This window comes from Microbacterium sp. I2, assembly GCF_051364985.1.
In the GTDB taxonomy this organism is placed as follows: Bacteria; Actinomycetota; Actinomycetes; order Actinomycetales; family Microbacteriaceae; genus Microbacterium.
This window is the reverse complement of the sequence record NZ_JBLWIH010000021.1, coordinates 1-10897: the sequence shown is the minus strand read 5'-3', so window position 1 is coordinate 10897 and position 10897 is coordinate 1. Positions and strand designations below refer to the sequence as shown.

The window sequence follows — 10897 nt, the reverse complement described above, 5'->3', positions numbered from 1 at the left end:
AAGATGGCCGACGAGGTTATTTGGCATTTGACAAGTGCACGCTGTTGAGTTCTCAAGGATCAGACGCACCCACCCACCAACCACCACACAAGGCAGCCAGCACAGCAGGGCAACTTCACTATTTTACCCCAGCCGGTCCGTCTGTCAAACCGAAGGGCAGATGATCTTGAATCATCTGGACCGGCGGCGACCGCGGTTCCCGGAAGGGGAATCCCCATCATAGACCCGAAGGCCGACTCGCTCAATGCGAGACACTGAAGGGGATCGGTTCTCCTCTTGAGGGGGCGGGGCCTCTCGGCCTCTCCGCTCTACCCTTTGGGGCGAACAGGTAAAACATTACGTGAGCCTCGGCGATCGGTCGAATCGGGGCTGCACCCCGGGCGTGTCGCGCATCACGACGCGGTTCGCGGCGCCGCATCCCGTTCCACACGGAGGTCTCGCGAGGCCCTGGTCGCACCTGCCAGGCGGAGGTACCGTTCCACTCCCCCGCTCGTCGCACGGGCAGCAGTCCGCGCCTACGATGCGGGATCGACGACGTGGCCGGCCGAGCGATTCCGGACCGACACCTGCACGAGGATGCACAGCACCACGGTGAGACCGCCCCACACCGCGCATGCCGGAGGCAGCACCCGATACGCGAGGTGCGCGGCCGTGAACTCGGCGTCGAGCGGGCCGAATGAGGCGAGCCCCCACGACCACGCCACAAGCAGGAAGACAGGCAGCGAGAGCCACCACGTCCAGCGAACCCACGACGGCACCGCACGGGAGACAGATGCCACGGGCCGGCGGCGAGCCAGCCAGAGCAGCAGGAACACCCCGATGACGGCGAGCCCGAGCGCGGTCGACCCGTGCTGGAGCCACTTGAAGCCGGCGAGCGGACCCCACTGCTCTTCGAGGGCGGGGATCGCCGTGACACCCCAGCGACCTTCGTGCGTGAAGAGGTCCCACACGATGTGGCTGACGACGCCGAGACCGAGGGATGCCGCGAGCAGGAGCAGACCGCTCCACGAGACGTGCCACCGCCCGGGCCCGCCGTCATCAGCGGCGGAGATCGCCAGAGTCTCGCGGAGCGCCGCGGGGGCGCCGGCATCCCAATCGCCCGGCAGTCGCCTCGCCAGCCACACCGGCGACAGCTCGCGCACCGCCGGACGGAGCACGCACCGCCACACGAGCAGCAGCGCGAGCGCCACGAGCACGGTGACGGGAATCCATTCGAACGCGTGGGAGCGCCCGTAATGCAGCGGGAGGCCCCGCACGAACAGCGGCAGGTCGGGTGTCATCGCGCCCACCGCGATCGCCGCCGGGACGAGCGGCGTACGCACGAACGGCAGCGCGACGACAGCGTGGCTCGGTGTGAACGGCATGCGCGCCCTTCGGCAGGCTCGGGATCAGCGCTGGACGAAGAGTCCGGCGAGCGTCTTCTTGCCGCGCCGCAGCACGGAAACCCCGCCGGGAAGGCTCCCGGTGACCTCGACCGACTCGTCGGCAACGCGCTCGCCGTCCAGCGAGACACCGCCCTGGGCGACGGCGCGTCGCGCCTCGGAGAAGCTGGAGACGAGCCCGGTGTCGACGAGCGCGCGCGCAACGGGCGTTCCCGCCGGCACGGACGCGTTCGGGAGCTCCTGCAGCGCCTCACGGAGCGTGTCCGCGTCGAGCGTGGCGAGGTCACCCTGACCGAAGAGCGCGTCGGATGCCGCGATCACGGCGGATGTGGCATCCGTTCCGTGCACGAATGCCGTCACCTCACGCGCGAGCCGTCGCTGCGCCTCGCGCCGGAACGGTTCTGCGGCGACCAGGCGCTCGTACTCCTCGATCTCGTCGCGAGTGAGGAACGTGAAGATCTTCATGCGCGTGATCACATCGGCGTCATCGGTGTTCAGCCAGAACTGGTACATCCGGTACGGGCTGCACATCGCCGGGTCGAGCCAGATCGCGTTGCCCTCGCTCTTGCCGAACTTGGTGCCGTCGCTGTTGGTGATCAACGGCGTGCCGATCGCGTGCACCGATTCGTGCTCGACGTAGTGGATGAGATCGACACCGCTCGTGAGGTTTCCCCACTGGTCGCTGCCGCCGGTCTGCAGCACGCAGCCGTAGGCCCGGAAGAGCTCGAGGTAGTCCAGCCCCTGCAGGATCTGGTAGCTGAACTCGGTGTAGCTGATGCCGGCCTCGGAGTTCAGCCGCGCGGCGACCGCGTCCTTCTTGAGCATCGTGCCGACGCGGTAGTGCTTGCCGATCTCACGGAGGAAGTCGATCGCGCTCATCGGCGCGGTCCAGTCCAGGTTGTTGACGATGCGCGCCGCGTTGTCGCCCTCGAAGCTGAGGAACCGCTCGACCTGCGAACGCAGGTAGCCGACCCACTCCGACACCGTCTCCTTGGTGTTGAGCGTGCGCTCCGCCGAGGGACGAGGGTCGCCGATGAGTCCGGTCGAGCCGCCGACGAGCCCCAGCGGCCTGTGTCCGGCGAGCTGAAGCCGGCGCATCGTGAGCAGCTGCACGAGGTTGCCCAGATGCAGGCTCGGCGCCGTCGGGTCGAACCCGCAGTAATACGTGATCGGGTCCCCGGCGAGCAGCGCGCGCAGCGCTTCCTGGTCGGTGGACACATGCACGAGCCCACGCCACACCAGTTCGTCCCACACGTTCTCGAACGTGGGGTCGTTGGCGGGCGCAGTCGCGCTCACGACGGTTTCAGACACGCGGTTCAGGCTATCAGCGACGGATGCTGCGGCCCGGCGCAGCGACCGGGCCGCAGCATCCGCTCATCACGCCGGCTGATCCAGGCGTGCCAGCTGCTCGGCCGTCAGGCTGAGGCGCACGGCGTCCATCGCGGCGTCGAGCTGGGCGACCTTGCTGCCGCCGAGCATGGGGCGCACTCCGTGGGCGACGTGCCAAGCGAGCACGGTCTGGCCGCGAGTCGCGCCGAGCTCGGCCGCCACGGCATCGAGCTCGGCGAGACGACGCGACGTGCCGGGATGCTCGTACACCTCGGGGATGTCCTTGGCCGGGTTGTCGTACGCGCCACCGAGCAGAGGCGTGTACGCCCACACCTCGAGCCCGTGCGTCTCGGCGTAGTCCCGCTGCTCGTCGCTGTAGACGCCGAACCGGTGCTCGACGCCGGGAGGCCGCGTGCCCGGTCGTACGCGCAGGTATGTCGCGTTCAGCTGCAGCGCGTCGATCGGCGTGGCGCCCAGGTGCCGCGCGTGCGCCCTGGCGCGCTCGATCCGCCATGCCGGGTGATTGGATGCCCCGACGCGGGCGGTCAGGCCGCCGCCGGTCAGCTCTGCCAGCGCCTCGACGGTCTCTTCGATCGGCGTGGTGCGGTCTTCTTGGTGGAGCCAGAGGAGGTCGACTCCGTCCACGCCCAGGCGCTCGAGGCTTCCGGAGAACGCCTCGAGCACGGCCCGGCGTGACAGGCCCGCGCGCCGGTCCGGCCACGAGCCGGCCCACAGCGGCTCGGCCCCGAGCTTGGTCGCGATGCGCACGCGATCGCGCACTCCGGGTCGTGCGGCCAGCCAGCGTCCGAGCACGCGCTCGCTGTCGCCGCCTTGACCCGTCTCACTCGCCCAGAAGCTGTAGCAGTCGGCGGTGTCGATCCAGACCCCACCCCGCTCGACGAAGCGGTCGAGCAGCGCGAAGGATGTGTCCTCGTCGATGGTGGTGCCGAACATCATGGCGCCCAGGACGAGCGGAGATGTGGGAGGAGTCGAAGTGGTCATGAACCCACTGTGCAACCTGGAGTTCGCTCCAGGTCAAGTTCTAAGCTGAAAGACATGGCGACGTACTCCCCCGCCGAGGCGGCGGCGATCTCGGGCTTCTCGCTCGACACACTGCGGTACTACGAGCGGGAAGGCATCCTTCCGCGGGTGGCCCGCACCGCCGGAGGTCATCGGGTCTTCTCCGAGGCAGACCTGGGCACCCTCGGTTTTCTCAAGTGCCTGCGCGAGACCGGAATGCCGATCGAGCGGCTGCGCCGGTACGGTGAGCTCTGCCAGGACGAGGACACGATCCCCGATCGCATCGCTCTGCTCGAGGAGCACGCGACGGCCGTGCGCCGTGAACTCGAAGAGCTTCTCGCACAGCAGGCCCGGCTCGACGAGAAGCTGGATTGGTACCGCGGAGAACTCGGCCGTCGCTCGACGGGGGCATCGCCTGCGGGCTCACCGGTTCCGAATATCGCCTAGGAACTCAACTCTGCCGTTCTTTAGCCTGTAGCCTTTCCCCAATGAAGCACACAAGCTAAACTAGCCATTGGTTCAGTTCCGAGACTAAAGGGCAGCAGATGTATGTGATCACCGCCGACCAGCGCGACAGTCGCACGAGTGCCGATCTGGTGCCCGACGCGCTCTCGAGCGTGGGTCGCCGCGGCGGTGCGCATCTGCCCCTCGCGCCCGAGCGCACAGCCGGCGATGAGATCCAGGTCGCCGTCTCCGACGGCGCCACCGTGCTCGCCATCGTGCTCGACTTGACCCGGTCGCAGACCTGGAGCGTCGGCGTCGGCGTCGGCTCGGTCGAGTCCCCGCTGCCGCCGACGGTGAGGGCAGCCCGAGGCGAGGCATTCCTGAACGCGCGCGATGCCGTCGACCGCGCCAAGAAGGCGACGACACGGGTGGCGATCACGGCACCCGAGAACGGCGCCGACGCCGAGGCTCTGGTGCGACTGCTCATCGAACTCCGCGACCGACGCACGACCGAGGGCTGGGAGGTTCACGACCTGCTGGCTCGTGGCCTGACCCAGAAGGAGGCTGCGTCGCGCCTGGGCATCTCGGAGGGCGCTGTGAGCCTGCGGGCGAAGACCGCGGCGCTGCGCGCCGAGGAGGCGGCGGTGCCCGCCCTCGAACGCATCCTGGAGAACCTCGACCAGCGGGTCACGACGCCGGTCGACGCACCTCGCTGAGATCCTCGGCCAGCCGACGCAGCTCGTCATCGCTGCCGTTCCCGGCTTCGAACGCGGACTCGGCACTCGTCATCAGCTCGAGGAAGCTGGTCGGCGTCCCATGGAGGACGATCTCGTCATCCCACGCCACCGCGCCGCTCGCGAAGTGAAGCCACGCGGCGAGGTACGCGGCGGCCGTCGACGGATGCCGCACCCGGGCCACGTCGAAGCCCCGTGTCAGACTGAGCGACATGGTCTCCCCCGACGTCGTGCTGATCGCCGCGCTCTCGATCTTCCTGTTCCTCGCGCTCTGCGGCGCGCTGGTCCTGGTGGTGGTGAGCCTGCGCAAGCCCACCGACGTGCCGCTCATCATCGCCGGGGTGCTCGTGGTGCTGTGCGTGCTCGTCGTGACGGTGTCGCCGGTGAACGTGCCGCTGTTCGTCGGGCTCGGCATCGCGCTGCTCGGCACCGCCCTGTCCGTACTCGGCGGCAACCCGGTCACTCGGCGAGTGCTGGAGATCGCCACGCACGGACGGGTGCCCGAAGGCGACAACGGCGGCATCCTGCTGCGGGCGCCTTCCATCGCGGGCGGTGCCGAAGGTGCCGTACGTGAAGTGCTGCGCGGAGGCACCACCATCGGCTACCTGGAGCGGATCGCCGTCGCCCTGGGCCTGATCGCGGGCTTCCCCGAATCGATCGCGGTGGTCGTCGCCCTCAAGGGCATCGGCCGGTTCTCAGAGCTGGCGGCGGCCGAAGCGAGGGAGAGGTTCATCATCGGCACGCTCGCGAGCCTTGTATGGGCATGTGCCGTCGCGGCGCTGGTGCGCCTGGCGATCTGGTGAGCCGGCGACGCTGATCCCGTGCCCGGGCGCCTGCCGTCGGAAGATCCGGGCGGGAGAGCGGTCAGATACCGAGAGCGTGCGCGGCCGACTGAACGCGCTCGACGAGTTCGACACGCTGCTCGCCGACCCGCACGGGGGCGGTGCCACCGGTGCCGGTACGGCTCGCGACCGAGCCCGCCACACTCAGCACCGTGCGCACCTCGGGGGTCAGGTCCGCCGAGACGCCCGCGAGCTGCTCGTCGGTGACCTCGTGCAACTCGATGCCGTTCTCTTCGCAGACCCTGACGAGATGGCCCGAGATCTCGTGGGCGTCCCGGAACGGCACGCCGCGCTTCACGAGCCACTCAGCGACATCGGTCGCGAGCGAGAAGCCCTGCGGGGCGAGCGCCGCCATCCGCTCGGTGTCGAACCGCATCGTCGCGACCATTCCGGCGAACGCCGGCAGCACCGTCTCGAGCGTGCGCACCGAGTCGAACACCGGCTCCTTGTCTTCCTGCAGGTCGCGGTTGTACGCCAGCGGCAGAGCCTTGAGCGTCGCGAGCAGGCCGGTGAGGTTGCCAATCAGACGCCCCGCCTTGCCTCGGGCGAGCTCGGCGATGTCGGGGTTCTTCTTCTGCGGCATGATGCTCGAGCCGGTGGAGTATCCGTCGTCGAGCGTGACGAAGCCGAACTCGCGCGTGTTCCACAGGATGATCTCTTCGGCGAACCGCGACACGTCGATGCCGATCATCGCGGCGATGAAGGCGAACTCCGCCACGACGTCACGCGAGGAAGTGCCGTCGAGGGAGTTCTCGGCAGGACGATCGAGGCCCAGCTCACGGGCGACGAGCTGCGGGTCGAGCCCGAGGGTCGAACCGGCGAGCGCGCCGCCACCGTACGGCGACACCGCCGCGCGTGCCGACCAGTCCCGCAGTCTCTCGAGGTCGCGCACCAGCGGCCACGCGTGCGCTTGGAGATGGTGGGCGAGCAGGACCGGCTGGGCGTGCTGCAGGTGCGTGCGACCCGGCATGATCGCGTCCGGGTGGGCTTCGGCCTGCGCCACCAGGGCATCCACGACCCGCAGGATGTCCCGCGCGATCGTGCGCGAGTGGTCGAGGAGGTACATCCGGACGAGCGTCGCGATCTGGTCGTTGCGACTGCGCCCGGCGCGCAGCTTGCCTCCCAGCTCCGGACCGACGACCGCGATGAGCGCCTGCTCCAGAGCACCGTGGACGTCCTCGTCTGACGCCGAGGGCCGCAAGGTGCCGTCGCCGATCCCGCGGGCGAGGGTGTCGAGCCCCTCATGCATGGCTCGCTCCTCATCGGCGGTGAGGTAGCCGGCCGCGGCGAGCGCCTTCGCGTGGGCGTGCGAGCCGGCGATGTCGTACAGGGCGAGGTCCCAGTCGAAATGGGTCGAACGACTGAGCTCGGCGAGTTCGGGTGAGGGTCCCGTGGCGAAGCGGGCTCCCCACAGTGCGCCCTCGTTGGTGCCGTCGGCCTTGGATTCACTCACCGGTCCAGCCTAGCGACGGGGCGCGGCGGCTCGTGCCGATGCATCCCTCACCGTGAGGCGGGCCAGTCGGTCGACGGCTGTCTCGAGCGGGCCGCGGCCGATCAGCAGCGCCCACGCGGTGCAGAAGACGACGGTCCCGAGGGTGAGGGGCCAGAACGGCTCGAGGTCGCGGAAGCCGCTGAGATCCCCCGAGTCCCCCAGGACGGCGGAGGCGACGATCGCCCATACCACCAGTTGCAGCGTGTACGCGGTGAGGGGCATCGCGCCGACTGCGCGCAGCGGGAGCACGACCCAGCGGACGACCGTGCGGCACACCAGCAGGCTCGCACCCAGGACAGCCAGCGCGAAGCCGCCCGAACCGACCGCCTCGAGCAGCCCGCTGGAGTGCGGACGCGCGGTCCACACCGCGCCGAGGTAGGACATGGCCTCGGACTGTTCGTCCGCCCCGGAGGCGGCGTGCAACCCGTACGCGACCGCCGCGAGGGCGCCACCGGCACCCAGCAGCCACCACTGCACGCGCCGGCGGGTGACACCGGCACGGGCGGCCCCCATGCCCGCGGCCACGAACGCGATCCACGTCGTGAACGGATAATGCCATCCGATCGCGAGTGCCAGCTCGTACCCGCCGCTCATCGACCACAGTGGCAGCGCGTCGAGCACGACCTGGACGAACGGCATCACGAGCGCGAGTGCTGCCGCCAGGACGAGGAGAGTGGGCGCCGTGAGTCGGGTCAGTGGCACGGAGACGAGGAACAGCAGGGCGTAAGCGGGAAGGATCACGAACACCGGCACGCCGGTGAGGATGAGCAGGACGCCGAGGATCCACAGCACGAAGGCCCGCACCACCAGCCGCAGCCGCGCGGTCGCCGCGGCATCTCCTGTCAGCGGCGTGCGACCACCGGTGACGAGGCCGATCGAGACGCCCGCCAGGACGGCGAAGAGGATCGACGAGCGTCCCTGGACGACAGCCAGCCAGGACGACGGTTCAGCGATCTCGACAGGTCCGCTGATCCACAGCAGGTGCGCGGCGAACATCCCGAGCACCGCGAGCGACCGAGCCAGATCGACGCCGAGGATACGCGGGGGCGCGTTGAGGCGGTCCCAGCGTGTAGCGAGGTGACCGCGGGACATCTCAATCCTGGCGGAGCAGCCAGACCAGGAGCGCCTTCTGAGCATGGAGGCGATTCTCGGCCTCGTCCCACACGACGCTCTGCGGGCCGTCGATGACCTCGGCGTCGACCTCGTAGCCGCGATCGGCAGGAAGGCAGTGGATGAAGATCGCGTCGTCCTTCGCGAGGGCCATCAGCTCCTGCGTCACCTTGTACCCGCCGAGGTCGCGCAGCCGCTCGAGCTTCTCCTCCTCCTTGCCCATCGACACCCAGGTGTCGGTGACCACCACGTCGGCACCGGCCGCGGCTTCGTTGGGATCGGTGTAGAGCGTGACGGAGCCGCCGGTCTGCTGGGCACGACGGTCGGCGTCGGCGATCACGTCGTCGCGCGGCGCGTACGTCTCGGGCGAGGCGACGCGCACATGCATGCCCGCCGTCACGCACGCCAGGACGTACGAGTGCGCCATGTTCGACTTGCCGTCGCCGAAGAACGCCAGCGTGAGGCCCGCGAGGTCTCCCTTGTGCTCCTTGATCGTGAGCAGATCGGCCAGCAGCTGGCACGGGTGGAAGTCGTCGCTGAGCGCGTTGACGACCGGTACGCGCGTGCCCTGGGCCATCTGCTCGAGGCCTGCCTGCGCATACGTGCGCCAGACGATCGCCGCGACCTGGCGCTCGAGGACTCTCGCCGTGTCTGCGGGGGTCTCTTTGCCGCCGAGCTGGCTGTTCGCTGTCGAGATGATCAGCGGCGAGCCGCCCAGATCGGCGATCCCGACCGCGAACGAGACGCGCGTGCGGGTGGAGGATTTGTCGAAGATGACCGCGACGGTCTGCGGCCCCTCGAGCGGCTTGAGCTTCCAGCGATCCTTCTTGAGGGCGACCGCGAGGTCGAGGATCTCGACCTGCTCGGCCTGGCTCAGGTCGTCGTCGCGCAGCAGATGGCGGGTCATGCGGGAACCTCCGTGGCACCGTGGGCGGGCTCCAGGAGCAGCGCGTCCTCCACGGTGCGCAGTGCCGCCGTGAAGAGCGCGATGAACTCGTCGATCTCGACGTCGCCGATGGTCAGCGCCGGCACGAGCCGGATCGTCTCGTCGTTGGGGGCGTTGATCACCAGGCCGTGCTCCTGGGCCGCCGAGACGACGGCCTTGGCGACGGGATGCCGCAGCGCCACGCCCAGCAGCAACCCGCGGCCGCGGCATCCGGCGACCAGTTCCGAGTCGATGCCGAGGATCCCCTCGCGCAGCTGCTCGCCCCGCTCGGCGGCGTTGCGGACCAGCTCCGCGCGCTCGATCTCGCCGAGCACGGCGCCCGCCACGGCGGTGCCCAGGGCGTTGCCGCCGAACGTGGATCCGTGCGTGCCCGGGTAGAACAGCTCGCTCGCGGCGCCGAAGGTGATGAGCGCACCGATCGGGAAGCCGCCGCCGATGCCCTTGGCGACGGTGATCGCGTCCGGGGTGATGCCGGCGTGCTGGAAGGCGAACCACTCCCCCGTACGGCCCGCGCCGGTCTGGATCTCGTCGATGATCAGCAGGGCGCCGTGGCGCGCGGTGATATCGCGCGCCGCTTCGAGATAGCCCTCGGGCAGGTCGATCACACCGGCTTCGCCCTTGACGGGTTCGACGAAGAGCGCGGCGACGCGATCATCGATCGCGGCCTCGAGAGCCTCGGCCGTCGAGTCGATGAACTCGACGCCGGGTGTCATCGGCAGGAAGGGCTCCTGCATCCACGGCTTGCCGGTGAGGGCGAGGGTTCCCATGGTGCGACCGTGGAACGCGTCCTTGAGCGCCAGGATGCGGGGGCGGTCGGCTCCCGCCTGACGGCTCTGGGCGCCGTGCAGGCGGGCGAGCTTGAACGCGGCCTCGTTGGCCTCGGCTCCCGAGTTGCCGAAGTACACGCGGCCCGAATCGCCGGTACCGGCGAGGCGCTTGAGCGTCGCGGCGAGCGCGAGCTGCGGCGGCGTCGCGAAGTAGTTCGAGACGTGCGCCAGGGTCGCCGCCTGCGTCGAGATCGCCTCGACGAATGCCGGGTGGGCGTGGCCGAGCGAGTCCACCGCGATCCCCGCGAGGAAGTCGAGGTAGCGCCTGCCCTCGGCATCCCACAGGTACGAGCCCTCGCCTCGCACGAACAGCGCCATCCGTTCACCGAAGCTGCGTACGAGGTCGCGCCCCGCGTCATCCTGCCACGTCATCCGAGCACCACCTCTGTTCCGATTCCCTTGCTGGTGAAGATCTCCACGAGCACCGAATGCGGCACCCGCCCGTCGATGATCGCCGCGGTCTCGACGCCGCCCTCGACGGCCTCGAGGCACGCCGACATCTTCGGGATCATCCCCGATTCGAGCCGCGGCATCATCGCGCGCAGGTCCGTCGAGGTCAAGTGCGACACGAGTGAGTCGCGGTTCGGCCAGTCGGCGTACAGCCCCGGCACGTCGGTGAGCACGACCAGCTTGGCCGCGCCGAGCGCCACCGCAAGAGCGGATGCCGCGGCATCCGCATTCACGTTGAGCGAGTGACCTGGGTGGTCGAGGTCGGGCGCGATGCTCGAGACGACCGGGATGCGGCCCGCCGCGAGCTGGTCGAGCACGGGC

The 10897-nt window shown here is 69.5% G+C and carries 12 protein-coding genes; 3 read left to right on the top strand and 9 right to left on the bottom strand.

Annotated elements, in window-relative coordinates:
* Positions 1-515: 515 nt before the first annotated feature.
* From ACLKM7_RS15575 to ACLKM7_RS15565, 3 genes are all read right to left on the bottom strand, one after another.
* Positions 516-1364 (bottom strand): DUF4184 family protein, encoded by an 849-nt coding sequence (locus ACLKM7_RS15575; protein ID WP_436448076.1) that lies wholly within the window; start codon positions 1362-1364, stop codon positions 516-518.
* Between the two features lie 24 nt (positions 1365-1388).
* Positions 1389-2693, bottom strand: a complete 1305-nt coding sequence (tyrS, locus tag ACLKM7_RS15570; RefSeq protein WP_436448075.1) for a tyrosine--tRNA ligase — start codon at positions 2691-2693, stop codon at positions 1389-1391.
* 66 nt (positions 2694-2759) lie between these two features.
* On the bottom strand, positions 2760-3713 hold the full coding sequence (locus ACLKM7_RS15565) for an aldo/keto reductase (protein ID WP_436448074.1): 954 nt from the start codon (positions 3711-3713) through the stop codon (positions 2760-2762).
* A 54-nt stretch (positions 3714-3767) separates the two neighbouring features.
* Here ACLKM7_RS15565 and ACLKM7_RS15560 point away from each other — a divergent pair, with 54 nt between their 5' ends.
* Complete coding sequence (locus ACLKM7_RS15560) at positions 3768-4178, top strand: MerR family transcriptional regulator (RefSeq protein ID WP_436448073.1); 411 nt, start codon at positions 3768-3770, stop codon at positions 4176-4178.
* Positions 4179-4276: 98 nt separating this feature from the next.
* Positions 4277-4891, top strand: a complete 615-nt coding sequence (locus ACLKM7_RS15555; RefSeq protein WP_436448072.1) for a DNA-binding protein — start codon at positions 4277-4279, stop codon at positions 4889-4891.
* Here the strand turns inward: ACLKM7_RS15555 and ACLKM7_RS15550 are convergent.
* Positions 4863-5123, bottom strand: coding sequence for a hypothetical protein (locus tag ACLKM7_RS15550; protein WP_436448071.1), 261 nt, complete (start codon positions 5121-5123; stop codon positions 4863-4865). The two genes, ACLKM7_RS15555 and ACLKM7_RS15550, sit on opposite strands and share 29 nt — an antisense overlap.
* On the opposite strand from ACLKM7_RS15550, the gene ACLKM7_RS15545 reads away from it, so the two are divergent.
* Positions 5122-5712, top strand: a complete 591-nt coding sequence (locus ACLKM7_RS15545) for a hypothetical protein (RefSeq protein WP_436448070.1) — start codon at positions 5122-5124, stop codon at positions 5710-5712. The two genes, ACLKM7_RS15550 and ACLKM7_RS15545, sit on opposite strands and share 2 nt — an antisense overlap.
* Positions 5713-5773: 61 nt before the next feature.
* Here ACLKM7_RS15545 and argH read toward each other — a convergent pair whose 3' ends face one another.
* From argH to ACLKM7_RS15520, 5 genes are all read right to left on the bottom strand, one after another.
* On the bottom strand, positions 5774-7204 hold the full coding sequence (gene argH / locus ACLKM7_RS15540; protein WP_436448069.1) for an argininosuccinate lyase: 1431 nt from the start codon (positions 7202-7204) through the stop codon (positions 5774-5776).
* 9 nt (positions 7205-7213) lie between these two features.
* Positions 7214-8335, bottom strand: coding sequence for a heparan-alpha-glucosaminide N-acetyltransferase domain-containing protein (locus ACLKM7_RS15535; RefSeq protein WP_436448068.1), 1122 nt, complete (start codon positions 8333-8335; stop codon positions 7214-7216).
* Position 8336: 1 nt separating this feature from the next.
* Positions 8337-9260: an ornithine carbamoyltransferase gene (gene argF / locus ACLKM7_RS15530; RefSeq protein WP_436448067.1), complete on the bottom strand. Its 924-nt coding sequence runs from the start codon at positions 9258-9260 to the stop codon at positions 8337-8339.
* Positions 9257-10498 carry an acetylornithine transaminase gene (locus ACLKM7_RS15525; protein ID WP_436448066.1) on the bottom strand — a complete coding sequence of 414 codons (1242 nt, stop codon included), beginning with the start codon at positions 10496-10498 and terminating at the stop codon, positions 9257-9259. Before ACLKM7_RS15525 ends, argF begins: the two co-directional genes overlap by 4 nt.
* A partial coding sequence (locus tag ACLKM7_RS15520) for an amino acid kinase family protein (protein WP_436448065.1) occupies positions 10495-10897 on the bottom strand: 403 nt, incomplete at its 5' end. The genes ACLKM7_RS15525 and ACLKM7_RS15520, both read right to left, overlap by 4 nt.

Coding starts and splice junctions, on each gene's coding strand:
- ACLKM7_RS15575 (WP_436448076.1), bottom strand. CDS start 1,364: ATGCCGTTCACACCGAGCCACGCTGTCGTCGCGCTGCCGTTCGTGCGT.
- ACLKM7_RS15565 (WP_436448074.1), bottom strand. CDS start 3,713: ATGACCACTTCGACTCCTCCCACATCTCCGCTCGTCCTGGGCGCCATG.
- ACLKM7_RS15560 (WP_436448073.1), top strand. CDS start 3,768: ATGGCGACGTACTCCCCCGCCGAGGCGGCGGCGATCTCGGGCTTCTCG.
- ACLKM7_RS15555 (WP_436448072.1), top strand. CDS start 4,277: ATGTATGTGATCACCGCCGACCAGCGCGACAGTCGCACGAGTGCCGAT.
- ACLKM7_RS15545 (WP_436448070.1), top strand. CDS start 5,122: ATGGTCTCCCCCGACGTCGTGCTGATCGCCGCGCTCTCGATCTTCCTG.
- ACLKM7_RS15550 (WP_436448071.1), bottom strand. CDS start 5,123: ATGTCGCTCAGTCTGACACGGGGCTTCGACGTGGCCCGGGTGCGGCAT.
- ACLKM7_RS15535 (WP_436448068.1), bottom strand. CDS start 8,335: ATGTCCCGCGGTCACCTCGCTACACGCTGGGACCGCCTCAACGCGCCC.
- argF (WP_436448067.1), bottom strand. CDS start 9,260: ATGACCCGCCATCTGCTGCGCGACGACGACCTGAGCCAGGCCGAGCAG.
- ACLKM7_RS15525 (WP_436448066.1), bottom strand. CDS start 10,498: ATGACGTGGCAGGATGACGCGGGGCGCGACCTCGTACGCAGCTTCGGT.